This is a genomic window from Polyangiaceae bacterium, from assembly GCA_020633235.1.
In the GTDB taxonomy this organism is placed as follows: domain Bacteria; phylum Myxococcota_A; class Polyangia; order Polyangiales; family Polyangiaceae; genus JACKEA01.
The window spans coordinates 161,063-181,009 of the sequence record JACKEA010000003.1 but is presented as its reverse complement, the minus strand read 5'-3'; the positions used below and the strand labels follow the sequence as shown (position 1 = coordinate 181,009).

The 19,947-nt window shown below is 67.2% G+C and carries 14 protein-coding genes and 2 tRNA genes; 11 read left to right on the top strand and 5 right to left on the bottom strand.

Annotated elements, in window-relative coordinates; genetic code table 11:
* The first annotated feature begins 149 nt into the window (after positions 1-149).
* From H6717_17640 to H6717_17625, 4 genes are all read left to right on the top strand, one after another.
* Positions 150-224 (top strand) — tRNA-Cys (locus tag H6717_17640).
* Positions 225-456: 232 nt separating this feature from the next.
* Positions 457-978: a DUF4442 domain-containing protein gene (locus H6717_17635; GenBank protein ID MCB9578855.1), complete on the top strand. Its 522-nt coding sequence runs from the start codon at positions 457-459 to the stop codon at positions 976-978.
* Positions 979-1,034: 56 nt separating this feature from the next.
* The gene (locus tag H6717_17630; protein ID MCB9578854.1) at positions 1,035-2,426 is read left to right on the top strand and encodes a protein kinase; all 1,392 of its coding nucleotides are present in this window, start codon (positions 1,035-1,037) and stop codon (positions 2,424-2,426) included.
* Complete coding sequence (locus H6717_17625; GenBank protein ID MCB9578853.1) at positions 2,423-3,415, top strand: hypothetical protein; 993 nt, start codon at positions 2,423-2,425, stop codon at positions 3,413-3,415. The genes H6717_17630 and H6717_17625 overlap by 4 nt, the downstream gene beginning before the upstream one ends.
* 1 nt (position 3,416) lies before the next feature.
* On the opposite strand, the gene H6717_17620 is transcribed toward H6717_17625, so the two are convergent.
* Entirely contained in the window at positions 3,417-4,568 is a 1,152-nt protein-coding gene (locus H6717_17620; protein MCB9578852.1) for a hypothetical protein, read from the bottom strand.
* Between the two features lie 147 nt (positions 4,569-4,715).
* Here H6717_17620 and H6717_17615 point away from each other — a divergent pair, with 147 nt between their 5' ends.
* Together H6717_17615 and H6717_17610 are read left to right on the top strand one after the other, a co-directional pair.
* Positions 4,716-6,098, top strand: coding sequence for a protein kinase (locus H6717_17615; GenBank protein MCB9578851.1), 1,383 nt, complete (start codon positions 4,716-4,718; stop codon positions 6,096-6,098).
* Positions 6,098-9,031, top strand: coding sequence for a TonB-dependent receptor (locus H6717_17610; GenBank protein MCB9578850.1), 2,934 nt, complete (start codon positions 6,098-6,100; stop codon positions 9,029-9,031). Before H6717_17615 ends, H6717_17610 begins: the two co-directional genes overlap by 1 nt.
* Here the strand turns inward: H6717_17610 and H6717_17605 are convergent.
* The gene (locus tag H6717_17605; GenBank protein ID MCB9578849.1) at positions 9,028-9,870 is read right to left on the bottom strand and encodes an MBL fold metallo-hydrolase; all 843 of its coding nucleotides are present in this window, start codon (positions 9,868-9,870) and stop codon (positions 9,028-9,030) included. The genes H6717_17610 and H6717_17605 overlap by 4 nt on opposite strands.
* 307 nt (positions 9,871-10,177) lie before the next feature.
* Here H6717_17605 and amrB point away from each other — a divergent pair, with 307 nt between their 5' ends.
* Together amrB and H6717_17595 are read left to right on the top strand one after the other, a co-directional pair.
* Complete coding sequence (amrB, locus tag H6717_17600; GenBank protein MCB9578848.1) at positions 10,178-11,089, top strand: AmmeMemoRadiSam system protein B; 912 nt, start codon at positions 10,178-10,180, stop codon at positions 11,087-11,089.
* Positions 11,090-11,120: 31 nt separating this feature from the next.
* Positions 11,121-11,687: a YqgE/AlgH family protein gene (locus H6717_17595; GenBank protein ID MCB9578847.1), complete on the top strand. Its 567-nt coding sequence runs from the start codon at positions 11,121-11,123 to the stop codon at positions 11,685-11,687.
* A gap of 3 nt (positions 11,688-11,690) precedes the next feature.
* On the opposite strand, the gene H6717_17590 is transcribed toward H6717_17595, so the two are convergent.
* Complete coding sequence (locus H6717_17590; GenBank protein MCB9578846.1) at positions 11,691-12,320, bottom strand: protein-L-isoaspartate(D-aspartate) O-methyltransferase; 630 nt, start codon at positions 12,318-12,320, stop codon at positions 11,691-11,693.
* A 60-nt stretch (positions 12,321-12,380) separates the two neighbouring features.
* Here H6717_17590 and H6717_17585 point away from each other — a divergent pair, with 60 nt between their 5' ends.
* On the top strand, positions 12,381-13,223 hold the full coding sequence (locus tag H6717_17585) for a hypothetical protein (GenBank protein MCB9578845.1): 843 nt from the start codon (positions 12,381-12,383) through the stop codon (positions 13,221-13,223).
* Here the strand turns inward: H6717_17585 and H6717_17580 are convergent.
* Entirely contained in the window at positions 13,181-13,954 is a 774-nt protein-coding gene (locus tag H6717_17580) for an SRPBCC domain-containing protein (GenBank protein MCB9578844.1), read from the bottom strand. The two genes, H6717_17585 and H6717_17580, sit on opposite strands and share 43 nt — an antisense overlap.
* A gap of 193 nt (positions 13,955-14,147) precedes the next feature.
* On the opposite strand from H6717_17580, the gene H6717_17575 reads away from it, so the two are divergent.
* Together H6717_17575 and H6717_17570 are read left to right on the top strand one after the other, a co-directional pair.
* Complete coding sequence (locus tag H6717_17575) at positions 14,148-15,362, top strand: trypsin-like serine protease (GenBank protein MCB9578843.1); 1,215 nt, start codon at positions 14,148-14,150, stop codon at positions 15,360-15,362.
* Positions 15,363-16,931: 1,569 nt separating this feature from the next.
* Complete coding sequence (locus tag H6717_17570) at positions 16,932-17,969, top strand: SUMF1/EgtB/PvdO family nonheme iron enzyme (protein ID MCB9578842.1); 1,038 nt, start codon at positions 16,932-16,934, stop codon at positions 17,967-17,969.
* A 1,680-nt stretch (positions 17,970-19,649) separates the two neighbouring features.
* Here the strand turns inward: H6717_17570 and H6717_17565 are convergent.
* Positions 19,650-19,722: transfer RNA gene (locus H6717_17565), tRNA-Ala, on the bottom strand.
* Between the last annotated feature and the right edge of the window lie 225 nt (positions 19,723-19,947).

Sequence of the window (19,947 nt, the reverse complement as noted above, 5' to 3'; positions counted from 1 at the left end):
CGGGTGTCACACGAACGTAACCTGGCGCCGGAGGGCCCCCCAACCCGGAGCCGAACCCTGCCCCGGTCACGGAATTCCTCGCGATCCTCGCAGGGTGCGACGAATGCATCTTGACTCCCTCCGGAAAAATGAAAGCTTCCGGGTCCCCTGGCGAGGTAGCCAAGTGGTTAGGCAACGGTTTGCAAAACCGTCACACGCCGGTTCGAATCCGGTCCTCGCCTCCAGGAAGCTCCAGGCCCGCGCTCTGTCGAGCTCGCGTCCGGTCGAGCAGAGACTGCATCTGGGGGTTGGTTTGCCGCGGAAGCTCGCGGACGGACGGCGCGGACAACGCGCCGGACCGTCGTGGCGCGACGTTCACGTCCTTCGAACGCGCTTCGCGACGCCCGCAGGCGTGAGGTTCCGCGGCGAACCAACATCCAGCGGATGAGGGGGCTCGGTAGCTGATATGAAGCGGCCATGAGCTGGGCCGAGAACATGACGGCGTTCGTGGGGGACGTGAACGCATCGGACAAGAACCTGATCCGCGAGATGTGGGACCGGCTGCATCGATTGCCGGGTGGGAAGCGCGTGTTCTCGCGCATGGTGGGGCTCGCGGCGCCCTACACGAGCACCATCGATGCCCGCGTGGAACGTCTCGAGCGCGGCCACTCCGAGGTGACGATGCGTGACCGGCGTGCCGTGCGCAATCACCTGTCGTGCGTGCACGCCATCGCGCTGGCGAACCTGGCGGAGCTCACCGGCAACGTCGCCATCGCCTACTCCTTGCCGGACGACGCTCGCTTCATCGTGGCCGGCATGAGCATCGACTACGACAAGAAGGCACGGGGCCCACTACGGGCGCGCTGCGACTGCCCGTTGGTGGAAAGCAGCGAAAAGCAGGAGATCGAAGTGCCGGTGGTGATCGAGGATCGCAGCGGTGTGGTCGTTACCCGTGCCACGCTGCGCACCCTGATCGGACCCAAAAAGCGAGTTTCCTGAGGCAAGGGCCAATCCCGGTTGCACTTTGGCGTGCCCACCGCGATGATCGTAAGGCTGTGACCGAAAGCAGGCCGCCCAGCACCGGCGACGTCTTGGCCGGGAAGTATCGCGTCGAGCGTGTGCTCGGCGAGGGCGGCATGGGCGTGGTGGTCGCGGCGACGCACCTCGAGCTGGACCAGCAGGTGGCGCTGAAGTTCATGCACGAGAACGTGGTGGAGGTCGGGCTCGAGCGCTTCTTGCGCGAGGCGAAGGCCGTCGCCAAGCTGAAGAGCGAGTACGTGGCGCGGGTGATGGACGTCGGCAAGCTCGACGGCGGCGCGCCCTACATCGTGATGGAGTACCTGGAGGGGGAGGACCTCGCGGACATGCTCGACCGCGGGGCGCTGCCGGTGGAGCAGGCGGTGGATCTCGTGCTGCAGGCCGCCGTGGCACTGGCGGAGGCGCACAGCCGCGGCATCGTGCATCGGGACATCAAGCCGCGAAACTTGTTCCTCACGCGCAGACCCGACGGCGCGCCCCTGCTCAAGGTGCTCGACTTCGGCATTTCCAAGATGCCGGCGGGCGAGGCGGATGGATCTTCCACGCAGACGGGCGCGACCATCGGCTCGCCTTCGTACATGTCGCCGGAGCAGGTGCGCTCCAGCAAGGACGTGGACGCGCGGACGGACGTGTGGTCGCTCGGAGCAGTGCTGTATCAACTGCTCACCGGGCGGCTTCCCTTCGTGGCGCATACGGTGCCCGACATGTTCGTGGCGATCTTGCACGGGGACCTGACGCCGGCGAGCAGCGTCGCGCCGTCGGTGCCGGTGGCCCTCGACGCGGTGATCGCCCAGTGCTTGGCCAAGGAACGCGCGCAGCGCTTCGCCACCATGGCAGAGCTGGCGCAAGCGCTCGAGCCCTTTGCATCACCGGATGGACGCTTGCTCGTGCGTTCCACCGTGAAGCTGCTCGGCGGCGTCGAAGCCACGCGCTTGACGCCCATGCCCACCCGGCCTTCGGCGCCGGCCGGCGGCGCGGAAATGGGCCCGACCACTCCGGGGGTCAGCGTGAGCCAGGCGCCGGCGCCGCCGAACCGCCGCTCTCTCTTGGTCGGCGCGGGGGTCGGCGCGGTGGTGCTCTTGGGGCTCGGCGCCGTGGTGCTGATGAAGAGCGGCGGGAGCGAACGCGCCGCGGCGAGCGCGGCGGCGGCCATCGAGTCGGTGGCACCGGAGCCGACCGCGAGTAGCACGCCCGAGCCGGAGGTCAGCGCGCCGCCGGCGGCCAGCGTCGTCCCCGAAGCCGGCGTAGCGCCCGAAGTGAGCGCGGAGCCGGCGGTCACCGAGCCGAAGCCAGTGGTGGCAGTCAAGCCCAAGCCCGCGCCGGTCGCCAAGCCTGCGCCCACCCCCAAACCCGCGGCCACCCCCAAACCGAAGCCGCCGGAAGACGATCCCTTCGGAACCGTGCAATGAAACGACTCGTCTCTGCCCTCGCTCTGTGTGTCGTCCTTCCTGCGTTGGCGCCCGCAGCTCGCGCCGCCTCACCCCAAGACAAGGCAGCCGCTCAAGCCTTGTTCGACGAAGGCATGAAGCAGTTCAAGGCCGGCAACTTCAAGGAGGCGTGTCCCAAGTTCGAGGCGAGCTTGGCGCGCTTCGAGGGGCTCGGAACGCGCGGCAAGCTGGCGGAGTGCTACGAGAAGGTGGGCAAGGTCGCCAGCGCCTGGGCTGCGTACCGCGAGGTCGCGGTGTACGCCAAGCGCGCCGGCGACAAGCGCCGGGAACAAGTTGCGGAGGACCGCGCCAAGCAGCTCGAAGCGCGGCTCCCGGGCGTCGTGGTGGAAGTTCCGGCGGCGAGTCGGGTCGACGGACTGTCGATCACTCGCGACGGGGAGCCGGTGGAAGCGGGGGCGTTCGGGGTCCGCGTGGTCGTCGACCCAGGGGCTCACGTGATCGAAGCCACGGCGCCGAATCACGCCCCGTGGCGGAGCGAGATCAGCGTGGCGGAAGCCGCGACCCAAACCGTCACGGTTCCGGTCCTCACGGAGGTGGCGGGAGAGCCCACCGCTCCCGTGGCGCCTGCCGCGCCGGAAGAACCGGCGACCCACGACACCGGCGCGCCAGCTGCGGCAACCAGCCCGCTCCGGACCGTGGGCATGGTGGCCGTGGGCGTCGGCGCGGCGAGCGTCTTGGTGGGTGGCTATTTCGGGCTGTCCGCCAGCTCCAAGTGGAACGGCGCCTTCGACGACGGCCACTGCAAGGGTTCCGTGTGCGACGCCACGGGACAGGACCAAACGGACTCCGCGCGTAGCGCCGCGACTCTGTCCAATGTATTCATCGGCGCCGGCGCCGTGGTGGCTGCTACCGGCGCCGTGCTCTGGATCACTGCACCGAAAGAGAAGTCTCCGGCTCAGATCGGCGTGGCGCCTGCGGGCCTCGGCGCGGTGATGACGGGACGGTTCTGACTCAGCGCGGAACCTGGACGGTATCGCAGCCGAACTGGATGTCGATCTGCCCGCTGGGGTCCGACTGGATCGCCTGACAGGTGTTGTCGCACAGGAGCACGCTGCTGGGGTTGTTCTCGTCGTCGTAGTACCAGCCGCCCTGCGCGCCGCAGGCCGCCTTGTTGGCGACCTTGCCGATGGGCGGCTGCGGCGCGCCGCCACCAGGGGTGTAGATCACGTTGACCTTCGTCTTGTTGAAGGTCTCTCCTGCGGGCGGCGGTGGGATGGTCCAGGCGCAGTCGAGCTTGGCGGAGCCGACGATGCCCGCCGCCAGCTTGTCGAACACCGGCTTGAAGTTTTGGAGGCACAGGTCGCCGGCTACGCCGCCGGTCTGCTGCACCAAGGTCTGATACACGGTGCCCGGGGAGGCCGCGCTGGGGCAGTCGTTGAAGCAGTAGATGCCGTACACCTTCCAGGAGTTCGGCTTGATCACCACTGGATCGAGGGCGTTGACGCCGTCGGTGAAGTCCTTCGCCGGGAGCGCGGAGTTGTCGTCCGTGACCACGGTGAAGATCTTCAGCGAGTTGGGCCGGAGCACCGTTTTCCACGTCGGATAGGTGGACAGGATCAGCTGCAAAGAGTTCGTGCTGGCCACTGTCTGGTACAGGTGGTTGTACGCAACCGGATTGGTGTCTCCGGGGCAGAACCCCGAGCCCAACGGCGCGTCGATGCAGATCCCGTCATCGGGAAAGCCAGGGAACGGCGGAGGCTTGTACTGCTCTGCGATGAGCACGATGCGAATGTCGATGCCGGCATTCGAAATCTGCTTGCTGAACGCGTTCATGTTCGCGCGAACTGCCGCCGTCTCTTCCACCATGCTGCAGGAGGTATCGATGGTCCAGATCACGTCGGCCGGCAGCACGGTGTTGTCGGCTTTCTGACTCACCCCGGCGCAGCTGTTGCCGCTGCCACCACCGCCGCCGGTGCCACCCGTCTCGATCACTCCTCCGCCGCCACCCGTGCCGCCGGTTTGAATGATCCCGCCGCCCCCGCCGCTTCCGCTGCCGCTGCCGCCCCCGCTGGAGCCGCCGCCGGAGCCGTCGGATTCGTTGCTGGCCGCGGAGCAGGCCACGGCGAAAAGCGCAAGGATCAAGATCAAGCCGTAAGCCCGCATGCCGATGTTTTACAGGTGGATCGCGCCCTCCACCAGATCTCGCGAAGGAAGCGGCGCGTCATGTGCCTTCGCGGGAGGCGTGGATCGTTGCCCGACGTCGTCGTAGAATCGTGCGTTGGCGCTTCGCGTCAGTGCCGACAAGTCCCCATGGGTGCAGCAGTTTCCAAGTCCGCTCCTCCGGGCTCGCCCGTCGCCATCGGTGACGTCATCGCGGAAAAGTACCGCGTCGACGAAGTCGTCGCGATGGGCGGAATGGGCATCGTCGTGGCTGCACAGCACATGCAGCTCGGGCAACGCGTGGCGATCAAGGTGCTGCTTCCGAGCGAGCTCACCGAAGAGCCCCACGCCGTCGAGCGCTTCCTGCGCGAGGCGCGCGCCGCCGCCGGGCTCAGCAGCGACCACGTCGTGCGTATCTACGACGTGGGCACCCTGCACGACGGTCTGCCGTACATGGTGATGGAGCTGCTCAAGGGGCAAGATCTGCGGCGGCTGGTCAAGACCAAGGGACCGCTGCCGGTGGATGTCGCGGTGGACTACGTGTGCCAAGCCTGCGACGCCGTGGGCGAGGCGCACGAGCTCGGCATCGTGCATCGAGACCTGAAGCCATCGAACCTGTTCCTGACGCAGCGGCGGGACGGCACGCCGCTCGTGAAGGTGGTGGACTTCGGCATCTCCAAGGCGCTGGCGGATTCCGCCAGCGTGGAGCTGACCACGTCCAGCGTGATGATGGGCTCGCCGCTGTACATGTCGCCGGAGCAGGTGCGAGACGCGCGCAGCGTGGATCACCGCACCGACGTCTGGGCCTTTGGTGTCATCCTGTACCAGCTGCTCACGGGAAAGCCGCCCTTCAACGGTGACAGCTTGCCTGCCGTGTGCGCCGCCATCGCAGCGGACCCGCCCTCTCCGATTCGTCGCGCCGACGTACCGGAACAGCTGATGCGCGTGATCGGGCGGTGCTTGGCGAAGAATCCAGAGGCGCGCTACCAGAGCGTGGCGGAGCTGCAAGAGGCTCTTGCACCATGGGCTCTGGCGGAGGCGCCCGTGAGCGGGCCCGAGCGTGCGGAGGTGGACCCGCCGCTAGACCCCAGCGTCGACCCCGAAGGGGCGACGGTCAGCTACAACCGGCTGCTGCAAAACCGCGACGCTCTGCGCGCCGCCCCCACCGGCGTGACGGAAGCGCCGTTGGCGGCGACGGTCGGTCGCGAGCCGAACAGCGCTACCCTGCCCAAGCTCGCTCTGGGGCTGCTGGCCGCAGTGATTCTCGGAGTGGTGTTGGCGTTCGTGATCCAACGCCAAGACGCGCCCAAGGTCACCCCCACGGTGGAAGCGGTGGCGCAGCCCGCTCCGCCGCCCGTCGCCACGCAAGCCGCTCCGCTGCCGACACCGACGCCGAGCGCGGAGCCAGCGCCTGAAGCGCCCAGCGCAAGCGCACTGCCGGCCCGACAAGCGCCTCGCGTCGTCGTGCCTGCCGCCAAGCCCAAACCCACTGCTGCTCCAACCCCCGCTCCCGATATTCGCCTCAAGCGCTGATGAAACGAGCTTCTTCGTTCCTCACCGCGATCTGCGTCGCGGCCTGCCTACAGCTGTCCGGAGGCTTCGCCCGTGCGGACGATCTGGCGGACGAAGCGGACCTCCGCTTCCAGCTCGGGGCAGAGGCGTACCAGCGGGGTGACTACAAGGACGCGCTGTCGCACTTCTTGGCGTCCAACCGGCTGGTTCCGAACAAGAACGTGGTGTTCAACATCGCGCGGACCTACGAGCAGCTGCGTCAGTACCCGGAAGCGTACCGCTACTACTCCGTGGCACTGGAGAGCGAGAAGGACGCCGGCGCCAAGCGCCGCATCGGCCAAGCGATGAAACAGCTCGCATCGAACGTCGCCATCATCGACGTCGAGACGGATCCGCCAGGCGCCACGCTGTACGTGGATCGCAAGGATCTCGGGCCCCGAGGTGAGAGCCCGCGACAGCTCGGCCTGGCGCCGGGCAGCTACAAGATCATCGCCGAGAAGCAGGGCTACGAGCCGGCGAGCCACAAGGTGGAGCGCGCCAAGGTCGGACAGGTGGCCACGATCCGGCTGAAGCTCCGTCCCATACTCGGCACCGTGCGGGTGGAGGGCGCCGCCACGGGTGCCACCGCCCGCGTGGGCGACGGCAGCTTCGACGCGAGCTGCGTGGTGCCATGCTCACTGCCCGTACCCCCCGGGCGCCATCCCGTCTTGGTGGAGAAGAAGGGCTTCCGCACCTCCACGGTCGACGTGCGGGTGGAGCGTGACAAGACCATCACCATCAAGCCGGATCTGGCTCCGATAACGGGATCCCTGGTGGTGAGCACGGACGAAACCGGAGCCTTGATCGAGGTGGATGGTCGCCCCGAAGGGTTCACTCCCGCCATCGTTAAGGTGCCCGTGGGCAAGCACGTGGTGCGCGTCAGCTTGCCGGGGTTTCGTGCGGTGGAGCGCAAGGTCGAGCTCGACCCGGAGCAGCAGGAGAAAGTCGAGATCGCGCTGACCCAGAACGAAGAGGTCATCGCTGCGTCTCGAGAGCTGCAGAGCGTCGAAGACGCACCGAGCTCGGTGAGCATCATTCCCTACCGCGAGCTCCGGGCGATGGCCTATCCGACCGTTGCGGAGGCGCTTCGGGGCGTGCGTGGCGTCTATGGCTGGGACGACCGCTCCTACGTTTCGCTCGGGGTGCGGTCCCTCGGGCGTCTTGGGAGCTACGGCAATCGGCTTCTGGTGCTGATCGACGGGCACCCCTCGAACGACAACTGGCTCGGCTCGAGCTACGTGGGCTACGACGCTCGAACGGACCTGGCGGATCTCGAGCGCATCGAGCTGGTTCGCGGTCCCGGGTCCGTGCTGTACGGCACCAACGCGTTCTCCGGAGTGGTGAACTTGGTCACGCGCCGCGCCGCCCACACCAGCGGCGAGGCGGGCGTGTCCACCAACTTGGACGGCGTGGCGCGTGCTCGGGCGCGGGCCAATCTGAAGCTGGGCAAGGACGCGGGCGCGTGGACCAGCGTGGCGCTCGGGCGATCGAGCGGTCGCGACTTCTTCTTCCCGGAGTACGTTGCGGACACTCCGCCGGAGATTGCCGGTCATGCTCGGGACGTCGACGGTTTCGAAGCGGCCACCGTCTCCGGGCGCGTTTGGTGGAAGTTCCTGACCGCTCAGTGGTTCTTTCACCGATACGAAAAGGTGCTCCCGGCGGGGGAGTTCGAGACCGTCCTCGGGGACCCCGGGACGCGCCAGACGGATACTCGTGCTTTTGTCGAAGCCAAGGCAGAGCCGCGTCTGTCGAAGGCGGTGTCGCTGCTCACCCGTGTGCACCTGAACCACTACCGGTTCGTCGGTGACTACGTGCGGGACCCGGTAGACGGGGGCGTGGAAACGGATCGCTTCCGCGGCACCTGGACCGGGCTCGAGCAACGCGTGGTGCTGTCGCCGCTCTCTGGACTGAAGCTGACGGCCGGCGCCGAGGGGCAGCTCCACTTTCAGGTCGAGCAGGAGGCGAAGGACGACGGCGGAACCTACCTGGACGAGACCGGCAGCGCGGGACGTCCGTACCAAGTGGGTGCGGCCTACGGCCTCTTGGACGTCACCGCGTCGGAGCGCCTGCGGGTGTCCGCGGGGGCGCGGCTGGACGCCTACTCCACCTTTGGCCGCTCGGTGAACCCGCGGGTGGCGGTGATCACTCGCCCGTACGACGCCGGCGTGCTCAAGATATTGGGCGGCAAGGCGTTTCGCGCGCCGAGCATCTACGAGCTCTACTACAACGACGGCGGTGCCACGCAGATCGCGAGCCCGGATCTGTCCCCGGAGAACATCTACTCCGCGGAGATCGAGCACAGCCACCGCTTCTCTCCGACCGTCACCGGAACCCTGTCGGTGTACGGCAACTACGTGACCCAGTTGATCGACTTCGAGGGCTCGGGCACGCAAGCGGAACCGCTGCAATACCAGAACTCGAAGACGCCGCTGGTGACCTACGGCAGCGAGGTCGAGGTGCGCAGGGATTGGCGCCAAGGCTGGATGCTGGCGGTGAGCTACGGACTTCAGCAGGCCCGCTTCTTGAAGAACGACAGCATGAAGGCGCTGACCTCGCTCGAGAGGGACCCGGCGAAGCGTGACGTGGCCAATGCGCCCACCCACCTCGCGTCGCTCAAGGGCGCGGTCCCCATTCTGTCGCGCGACGTGACCGCGTCGACGCGGCTCAGTCTGGAAGGGCCGCGCTTCGACCGCTACGAGAACGTGGGGGAGGACCCGCAGGGGCGCAGCAAGACGTTTGCGATCTGGGACGTGGTCTTCAGCGGCTTCGAGCCCCGGTGGGGGCTGCATTGGGCCCTGGGCGTGTACAACGCCTTCGACTGGCGCTACTCGCTGCCGGTCAGCGCGGAGTTCCGTCAGCGGGCGTTGCCGCAGAGCGGGCGCACGTTCCTGGCCTCCGCCGACCTGACCTTCTAACCGAGAACGAGCGTGAGGCCCTCGCGGGCGACCACCAGATCCGTCTCCGAGGAATGCTCCCGGAGCCAGTGCCGGGCGTGATCCCCGATGGCGTCCAGCGCGTCGTCGCTGCGATCCGGGTCGTGGTGGAACAACGCGAGGCGCGCCGGCTCCGCCAGGACGCCCAGCTCCAGCACGTCGTCCACCACGGAGTGACCCCAACCGAGCTTGTCCGGCATGTCCTCCCGCAGGTACTGCGAGTCGTGGATCAGAAGGCTCGCACCGTCCGCGAATTTCGCCAGCTGATCCCGCGTCCCCTGGGTGGCGTTTTCGACGCCGAGCTCGTTGTCCGTGAGGTAGGCCAGCGAGGAGCCGTCGTCGTCGTCGATGCGGAAGCCCTGAGCTCCGCCGGGGTGGTTCAACGCGATGCGCTGAACGCGTGCCGAGCCGATGCGCCAGTCCTCGCTCGTCGGCTTCTCGAACTCGATGCGCGAAGGAATGTCGTTCGCGCTCACCGGAAAATGGATGTCGTCGAAGATGGTGCGCTGGAAGCGCTCTTGCGCGTCGCTCGACAACGGATACACGAGCAGGTGGGTCTCGCTCTGCCACAGGGGCGGAAAGAACGGCAGCCCCAGAATGTGGTCCCAGTGCGTGTGGCTCAGGAGCAGATGCGCCTTGGTCGAGCCGGGGAGCTTCACCAGCTCGTTGCCGAGAGTCCGGATGCCAGTTCCCGCGTCGAGGATGATCAGACTTCCGTCCGAAAGGCTCACCCCCACGCACGAGGTATTGCCGCCATACCGTGCGGTCGACGGCCCCGGCGCTGGCACCGAGCCGCGCACTCCGTAGAAGGTCACCCGCATCTCGGCAGCCACTCTAGCAGTAGGCGGGGCCCTCGCGGCAGCCCCTTGAGGCCAGCTTTTCCCGAGCCGGGCCGATGGGCCGGCGGAAAAGGGCTCAGCTGCCGCCGTCCGCAGCGCATTCGATGGCGGACGAGGCAGACGGACACCTCTCCGTGGCCTTCTCGCAGGGCTGCCGGAAGCTGAGACCACGGCGGGCGGATCGCAGGGCTTACCCACGCCGCCGACGTCGCGCCACTTCTCGCGATCTGGGTTTGTAGGCTCAGGCACGCCGGGCTGGGCGTCGCTGAGCTGGCCTTGCCGCTGCTGCATGCCGCGCAGCAGTGCACGAGAGCGAGCGCGCACTTCCTGTTCCAGTTCACCGTTCTGCCAAGCTGGCGCCTTCGGGAGCCGGGCGTACACTCGCCCCGTGAGCGATCTCAGAGCACCAGCGGTGGCCGGGAGATTCTATCCCGGAGAGCCCGCGCGTATGAACGCCATGCTCCAAGAAATGCTCCAACCGCGTGCGGAGCCGCCGGAGGCAGCCCGCGTCGTGGTCGCACCGCACGCCGGGTGGGTCTACAGCGGAGCCATTGCGGGCGAGGTCTACGCCCGCGTCAGGGTTCCCAAGCGGGTCGTGGTGATGTGTCCGAACCACACCGGCATGGGGGTGCGCCGATCCATCTGGGTGAGCGGTCGCTGGCAGCTCCCCGGTGGCGACGTGATCGTGGATCGCGAGCTGGCAGAGCACGTTCGCGACCACGCCGAGCTCGAAGAAGACCATCTCGCTCACCTTCGAGAGCACGCGGTGGAGGTCCAGTTGCCCTTCCTGCGAGCGCTCAATCCGGACGTTCTGGTGGTGCCCGTCGTCCTGTCCCAGCTTTCACTCCGGGATTGCCACCAGGTGGGTCGCGGGCTCGCTCGGGCCATCCGCGAGGTGGGCCTCGACGACGTGTTGGTGGTCGCCAGCACGGACATGTCCCACTACATCTCGGCGGAGCAGGCACGGCGACGGGACACGTTGGCCCTCGAGCGGCTCCTGGCGCTGGATCCGGACGGCCTCTTCGAGGTCGTGCGGCGAGAGGACATCTCGATGTGCGGCTACATTCCCACCACGGTGGCGCTGGTCGCGGCCTTGGAGCTCGGAGCGTCCCACGCCGAGCTCGTGCGCTACGGCAACTCTGGCGATGTTTCCGGGGACTACGAGGCGGTGGTCGGCTACGCCGGCGCAGTCGTCGTGTGACTCGACGACCCAGAAGCTGTACCCTCGCAGGGTGACGTCGGTCCTCGCTCCCGGACTTCTCGTCGCGGCGCCGCCGCTGGGTGATCCGAACTTCGATCGCTCGGTGGTGCTGCTGGCGGCTCATGGTCCCGAAGGCGCTTTCGGATGGATCATCAACGGACGAGACGTGATGACCCTACCGGAGCTCTTGGTGCGAGCCGAGGTCACCTCGGAGCATCTGGACCTGCCGGGTAGCGTGCGCGTGGGCGGCCCGGTGTCCCCCGAGCAGGTGTGGCTGGTGTACCGCACGGAAGAGCGGCTCGAGGGGTTGGAAGGGCAGTTCGAGGTCGGCGAGGGCATCACCGCATCCGCCTCGCGCAAGGTGCTCGAAGCCGTCGCGGAAGGGGTGCATCCCAAGAGTATCGTCGGCTTGGTGGGCTACGCCGGTTGGGCCCCCATGCAGCTGGAGGACGAGATCCGCGCTGGGGCTTGGCTGCCGACGGACCTGCACGCCGATCTGTTGTTCGACGTGTCGCGGGAAGACGCCTGGGCGGCAGCGTACGCGCGGGCCGGCACCACGCCCATCGCGTTCACGACGCGCACCGTCGGCTCCGCTTGAGCTCTACTCCACCACCAGCGGCACGAACATGCAGGGCACGCTCTCGCGCCACTCGAGCTCGCCGGTGGCAGGTCGCTCGGCGACGAGCAAACGCTGGGACCAGTCGTCGCCGACGGGAACAGCCAAACGTCCTCCGACTGCCAGCTGCTCTGCCAACGCCGGCGGCACGCTGCGCGGCGCAGCGCTGACCAAGACGGCGTCGTAGGGTGCGTGCTCAGGCAGGCCACCACTCCCGTCCCGTACGTGGATCGTGACGTTGTCGATCCCCAGCCGCGCCAGTGTCGCGCGTGCTCGTTCCGCCAGGGCGGGTCGAATCTCCACGGCGTGGACCTCCCGAGCCAGCGCTGCCAGCAGCGCTGCGGCGTATCCACATCCGGCCCCGACCTCCAGCGCGCGGCCCCCTGCGGGGCACTGTAGGGCCTGCAGCATTATCGCGATCATCGATGGCTGGCTGATGGTCTGACCCTCACCAATGGGCAACGCCCGATCGTCGTAGGCAGCGTCCCATTCCGCCTGCGGCAAGAACTCGTGGCGCGGGACGGCGGCGATGGCTTCGAGAATGCGTGGGTCGCAACCCGGCACGTTCTCGGCCACCCGCTGTGCCAGTCGCGCGCGTTCCTTGGAGTACGTCACGGTGCCCGAAGTATGCTGCGGATTGACGAACGAACCACCCTCTCGTAACCCTCGAAACGGATGCGCCGCTTCCTCTGGGCACTGCTGCTCCTGCTCCCACGCTCCGCGATGGCCGCGGCGTCCTGCCCCCAGGAGATGGCCAAGGTTCACGGCTTCTGCATCGACCGTTGGGAGGCGTCCCTGGTGGACGCGAAGAGCGGACGCGCGCTGTCGCCCTACTACCCGGCGCATCCACTGCTGCTGCACCGGATTCGCGAGGTCTGGGAGGTGGAGAAATGGGTCAACGGCAGCGCCGGAGCCCGCGCCATGCCGCTCCCCGAGCTCCCCGCGTGGCAGCGGACAGAGCGCTTCGAGGCCAAGGCGGTATCCGCTCCCGGCGTGGTGCCATCGGGTTACCTCACTTACTACCTCGCGAAGAAGGCCTGCGAGAACGCGGGCAAGCGCTTGTGTACGGAAGAGGAGTGGGTCACTGCGTGTCGTGGCGCCCGGGATCTGCCCTATCCCTACGGCGGCAACTACGTGGCGGGCCGCTGCAACGTCTTTCGCTCCATCCATCCGGCCGCCGTGCTCCACGACAACGCCAGCATGGGGCACACGGATCCCCGGCTGAACCTCGTGCTGGAAGGGGACGACCCGCTGCTGCGTCTGACGGGAGGCACGGTCGGCTGCGCCAGTGTGTGGGGCGACGACCGCATCTGGGACATGGTCGGCAATTTGGACGAGTGGATCGCCGACGACGCGGGTGTGTTCGTGGGTGGCTTCTACTCCCGCGGCACCACCAAGGGCTGCGAAGCGCGCATCTCTTCGCACTCCGCCGTGTATTACGACTACTCCACGGGAACGCGGTGCTGCCAGGACGCTCAGGCGTCCGCGGAGCCGTCCAGCAGCGTGACCAAGCGCTGATGGGCCGCGGACAGGGCAATCCACGCTCCGGGCAGCGCGGGTTTGTCGCTCCAGCGTGACCAGGTGAGGGCCACGGTGATTTCGTCGTCCGACAGCGGGCTCGGGAGCGTGCGCAGGCTCAGGGTGGAGTCGTCGTCCTCGCTCCAGGAAAGCAGTACGTCTCGATCCGGCGTGTGAGCCAGCACACGGCCGCTGAGGGTGTGGTCGGGCGACAGCTCCAGTCGATAGTCCGAGCCTGCCGGCCCAATGCCGTTGCCCTTGCCCAACCAGGCACCGAGAGCGCTATCGTCGCTGAAGAAGACGTGGGCGGTCTCGTTGTCCGTGCGAGCCCGCGATATCAGCCAGTGCACCACCCGCGGCCGGCGGGCGTGGTGCTCGCAGTAGTGGGCGAGGTTCGCGAGGGACAGCGCCCAGGAAGAGCCGGTCCCGGCGTACTCGTCGCCGTAGGGCAGGGCAGAGTGCGCTAGTGCCACGCCGCCGTCGGAGAGCGTCAGCGTCACTCGGCGATCGCCCCAACCGAACACCACGCGTTCGCCGTGCTCGATGTCGATCACTTTCACTTCGATCTCGGCCCCGAGGGACGGCCAGCGAAAAGTCAGTCGAGCTCCGCGCTCGACGTCGCCGCTCACTTCGTCCGCCTGCCACGCTGCGAGTCCCAAGGCGTCGCTGCACGCGTGCCACACCACGCTGCGGGGCGCGCGTACGGGTTGCAGGAGATGGAACGTCGGCATGTTCAGCAGAGCGGAAATGTTTCAGTGGCGCTGCGCCCATCCCACTCGCCTGGACAGTAGCGGGCTTGCACTCTGCGATCCACTGCACGAAAGCGCTGGCCACGACGGCGCTTCGCTCGTAGATCGTTCGGGCCCCGCGCGCTGATCAGCGGCTCTCGCGGGCGGTGACACCGAACCACTCAAGGTAGGCCTCATGAAGCGCTCGCTCCTCGTCGCTCCGATCCTTCTTCTTGCTGCTGTTGGCTGCAGCGCTTCTGGCAGCGAGCCTTCCGGTCGGGTGGTGACGAGCCAGCAGAGCATTCAAGGCGGCCAGGCGGATCCGGATCATCTGTACGTGCTGGGCATGTACATGCAGGTTGGCAAGTACGGCGGCGCCATGTGCTCCGGCACTCTGATTGCCCCGAATCTGGTGCTCACGGCACGCCACTGCATCGCGCCGTCTCTCGGCAGCACGGACTACGTGGTGTGCGGCCAGTCCGGTTTCGGTAGCCCATACAGCGGAAACAACGTCTACGTCACGGACGACATCTCCGTGTCCCAGCAGTCCGACTGGTACCAGGGGGCGGACGTGCGGGTGCCGGATGCGGGCAACGACACCTGCGGCTACGACGTCGCGCTCGTCATCCTCAAGGACTCGCTGCCCATCGCGCCGGCGGTGCCGCGCATCGATCAAGAGGTGCAGCCGGGAGAGGCATACTCCGCCATTGGCTACGGAAGCACGGGCTCCGGCTACGGCGGCTCGCGCATGATCCTTTCGAACCTCACGGTGCAGTGCGCGGGGGAGACGTGCCCGAGCTACTCCGGAGTGCAGTCCACGGAGTGGGGCGGGGACACCGGCGTGTGCTCCGGGGATTCCGGCGGCCCGGCGCTGGACAAGGACAGCAAGGTCATTGGCGTCGTATCCCGTGGGCTCCAAGGCTGTGAGAGCCCCACGTATGGCGCCGTGTGGGTGTGGCGCGACTGGATCATCCAGACGGCCCTCGAGGCAGCAGAGAAGGGTGGCTACGAGCCGCCGTTCTGGGCGCTGTCCGGCAAGAGCGATCCGGAAGAGCCGCCGGTGGATCCCGGGGGCGGCGCTGCGGGCGCTTCCTCCAACGATCCGCAGGGCGCCGCGTGCACCGGTTCGCAGGACTGCGCCAGCGGCTACGTGTGCTACTCGCCGACCGGGTCGACCACGGACGGCTACTGTACCGCCACGTGTGATGCGAACACCGCGTGCGCGGGCGGGCTCAGCTGCGATGCCAACGGCATTTGTCTTGCGCCGTCCAATGGCGCGGACGCCGGCAGCAATGGCGGCGGGTGTACCGTCGCGTATGGCGACGAGCGAGGACCGGTGAAGCCGGTGCCGTGGATCGTTGGTCTCGGCGTGGCCGGCCTCGCCGTGCTGCGACGTCGTCGCCGCCGCTAGCTTCGAGCGAGTCTCAAAGCCTCCCGTCGCCGTACGGCCGGTCCATCCGCGCTGGCATCGTTGCTCACTGCGGTGCGTTCCTCGCGCCCTTCAACACGCGCAGGGTGCTCCCCGCACGCGTCTTGCCCGCGCGGCGGCTCAGCCGCCCGGCTCGGTCCGCTTTTGAGACCCGTTCTTTTTCGGCTGGATGTTGGTGCGCCGCGGAACCACGCGGCGCTCTGGTGCGTCAGGCTCGCCCGGGGTCCATGTTCCGGACATTGAAGGCGGCTTCGGCGAATGAGTGGGCTGAAATGTCCGGAATATGGACCTCGGCGCGCGTCGCGACTGGGCACGTGCGCGACGCGGCGGCGGTGGGAGCAGGGGGGCAGAGCGAGAGGGGTGGGGGTAGAGGATTGAGGAGAACGTGGGAGGGGGCGGGGGGAGAATGCGAGGGCATCTGCTCAGCTTTGTGATCGTAGCTGCGGCTCGCCGCGCTGTGCACGCAACGGTGGGGCGCACGTCGTGGCGGAGAGCAGGGCGCAGGGGATGAAATCAGAGCTCCAAGGCTTGGACGGTGCCCACGCACGCTCCCGCTCGATCCCCGAACGACGCTCCGTTCTCCCCATGCCTGAGAGCTATGAGCGGCCACCGCCTACGACCATGCCTCGACCTCTCGCTACCGATCGGTCACCATGTGCATGTAGTTCGGCCCACTTCCGGGGCGCCACGTGTCTGCAGATGGGGCCGTTCCATTGGACATGTTCACATGAGTTCATCCAACTCATACGTACGACAGGTTCTGGAACTGATACGGCCGGAACTAGCCTGTGCCGCGCTCGCTTTCATCTCGAGCGGGTGCGGCTCAGATTCAAGGTGCACTGAGGAAGGGATATACGGGCTTCGCGTCGCGGTGTTCATGCGGGGGGCGGCCTCTCCCGTCTGCGACGCGAGCGTACGAGTCAGGTCGCCGGACGGACAATATCAAGAACAGCTAATGCCTTTCGATTGCACGTATCTGGGCCTTGGCGAGCGCGCGGGTACCTTCTTCGTGACTGTCGAAAGGCCAGGGTACACGCCGAGCGAAGCGGAGGTGACAGTTCGCCAGGGACCGTGCCACGTTGAGACCAAAGACCTCGATGTGTGGTTGTCGCCAGCACCCAGCGATCCGGCGCGCCACGGTACTGACACAGGACCCGGCTCCTCGGCTCCCGACTAGCGTCGGACAATCGCGGCGTCGTGATCTTCCACCGCGTTCGCAAAACGTTCTTCTTCACTTGCGGCTCCAAAGCGCATGCCGCCCGGTACAGTGCGTATTCCGCTCAACTTGGGCACGGGTTCCGACGACTTGGGCGTCCGTTCCGGAGCACTTGGGCGCCGAATCGGAGCGAAGCGACGACGCTGGCGTGCTTGCTGGATTGCCGGAAACTGCCGGCTTGGGTGTTTCGACTGAGCGTTTGCTGACTTGGTAACGTCGATCGAGCCATGGGAGCAGCGCCGCTCCCCACGCACAGCTGACGCGTGTCACGCGCTTGCCTTCCGCCGAAGGCCCGGTGTCAGCACGTCATGGCGGCGAAGAGTACAGTAGACCAGATGCGACGCTATCTCACGGTGACGCTTGCGGGTTTGGCGCTCGCCGCGGCGTGTGGCGGTTCCAACGCCGCCAAGGACGGCGGCTTGGGCGCGGCGCCCAATGGCGGTAGTGACGGGGGCGGCGCTGCGGCCGCAGAGCCCGGCGGGAGTGGCGCCGCGCCCGGCGGTGGCGGAACCGCACCCGCACCGGATGGCGGCGGGACGGCAGGCGCAACGGGTGGTGGCGGGACGGCAGGGCAAACCGGCCAATGCGAAACGGGGAGTGCTGGGACAGCCGGTAGTTTCTTCACTCCGAACACCGCGTTCTGCCAAGGCAGGACGCCAATGATTGCGGACGTGAAGGGTTTCCCTGCGCAAAAGCCCAAGTGCAGCGGAGCCACTCCGTATTGCACCGTTGTGGACTGCGACGCGACGACGGACCCGCTGTTCTGTTGCGGCGGCAAGACGCCGATCTGCCAGTCATGCCCCCAGGGCATGGTCTCCGTCGGAACCTACTGCATCGATCAGTTTGAGGTCACGCGAGCCGGGTTTGCCGCTTTCCTCGCGACGAACCCGGCGCCACCAGGATCGTGCTCTTTGGCTCCGGACGCGGACTGTATGAAGCATCCTGAGGTCTGCCAGGGGGATTGCGACCAACACCCACAAGTTTGCGTTCCGGCCTGTGTGGCCTTTTGGTTCTGCTCCTTGACGGGCAAGCAAGAATGCACCGCCGAACAACTGGCGTCCGCTTGCGGCACGAGCAGCTATCCGTACGGCGCGACGTACGAACCGACTGCCTGCAACGGCGTCGATGCGGGGAAGGCAACTACCGCTCCAGTCGGCTCGTTCGCAAAGTGTGCTTCGTCTGCGCTCGGCGCCCAGCCGTTTGACCTCTCGGGCAATGTCTCGGAGTGGGGTGTCGTCGGGCCCAGCCAATACGAAGCGCTCGGGGGCAGCTTCGTCGGAGACCAAGACGCTTTGGCTTGCGGTGCCAAGGCGCCCGGGACGAACGGGAACCCCTCGTCGCACATCGGTTTCAGATGCTGCACGCCGGACTGAGGCGCAAGCCCGGGAGCGGTAGGCGCCACGCACCATTCGGTGATCGTTCGAAGACGCGAAGCCCCGCGAAGGCGGGGGACCGCCCGAAGCAAGCCGCACTGAACGAGTACGCCTCGGCCAGGCCTACGGGAACTGGCACGCCCAGGTGCTCGATTCGCTCTCACACTCACAGCTTGCGAGACCGCTCGTGCAGACCTGCCCGGGCGTGTAGCAGTGCGCCCCTGGGGCAACGGCCACACACTCGCAGCCGTTAAACTCTGCACACTTCCAGGTGGCGGAATCGCTGCATTGACAGACCATCACGTAGCAACCCTCCGAAGCTTGGCCTAGGCAGACTCTGTCGGGAAAGCAGCCGCTTCCCTGCACCGGCGGCGCGGGCTCGCACCCCTCGCACATGTCGTTCGTACAGAACCACCGGTAGTACGCGTCGCAGCCATCGAAGCCCGGACAACAGGAAACGTTCAAGACGCTGCTGCATGAGTCCTGAACATCCACTTCCGCGTCGGCAACAAAGCTGCCATCGCCAACATGACCTCCGTCAGTCGCCCCGCCCTTCAGCTTTTCTCCAGGTGCCGTCAGCCCGCCACACCCTATCAAGAGTCCGAGGGCGAGCAGCGATGCGATGCGTAGGTGGCTTCGCGTCGTGAATGCGTTTTCGATGGCGAGACGCTGCGCACGGTCGACTAGCTCCCGCTCGAGTCGAGCGGTAAGCGAATCGACTTCGGCGCGTAATGCAGTGCGATTTCCCATCAGTTGTGGCCTCGAGCGCCATGCCTCCCCCGGCCTTGGTTCCTACGAGTGTACGCTGGTACCAAAGGTCGTTCAACGCATGCCATCATTGAGCACGTCGTCATCAACCTCAACTTCGTCGGACGCCTCGCCAACGCCGTCGAGCCATTCTGTGTGGTGCTGGTTCTGACGTTCGAGCTCGCCGTCCTAGCGAGGGTGGTAGGCACGGTCCGTGCGGGGCCAAGACACCGTGCCGGTCGAACGGTGCGCAGTTGGTGCTCCGACTCAGGTGAGCAGCTGTGATGCGGAGCTCAAACGCCGTATGTTCATGAAGACAAGACGGGACGAGTCCTGCGGCGAGCGGAGCGAGCCCGCGAAGAGCGAGCGCGGAGCGAGTCGCGTCGGGGGTTTGGGGGCTTGCCAGCGACCCACTCGCTCGCGCGAAGGTGCTGCTGGGGATGGGGCCCCGGCAGGGCGCACTTTGGAACTATCGCCAGACGCGAGTCTGCGTTTCGGCGAGCAGAGCGAGCCCGCGAAGAGCGAGCGCGAAGCGGAGCGAGTCGCGTTGGGGGTTTGGGGGCTTGCCAGCGACCCACTCGCTCGCGCGAAGGTGCTGCTGGGGTAGGGGTCCCGGCAGGGCGCACTTTGGAAGTATCGCCAGACGCGAGTCTGCGTTGCGGCGAGCGGAGCGAGCCCGCGAAGAGCGAGCGCGGAGCGGAGCGAGTCGCGTTGGGGGTTTGGGGGCTTGCCAGTGACCCACTCGTTCGCGCGAAGGTGCTGCTGGGGTTGGGGCCCCGGCAGCTGGAACTCCTTGCTCCGACTTTGGCACGATCAGATCGCGTGTCGGAACTGAGAGGTGAGTGGGAACACCGGCCGGGACCGGCGCCGGCAGGATGCTCTTTCAAACTATCCCCACACGCTCCCAGTCGGAGCGGTGTGAATTCAATCTAGTGGAGCCGAGGGGGATCGAACCCCTGACCTCCGCATTGCGAACGCGGCGCTCTCCCAGCTGAGCTACGGCCCCGAGGGGAGCCGGGAGGGTAGCCGCGGCGGCGGCCGTGTCAACGACTTTCGGTGGGGTTCGGCCGGCGTGCGGTCGGGGTGTGGCTCGGGATCGGCGGGGTGCGATTTGCCGGCTGCGGCAGCTTGGCACGAACTCTGCCGAGGGCGTTGACCCCAGGGACGTGGTGGTTATGTTGCGCCCTGTCTCGCGGCCGATTTTCGGAAGTCGAGCCCGAGGCGGCGAGGG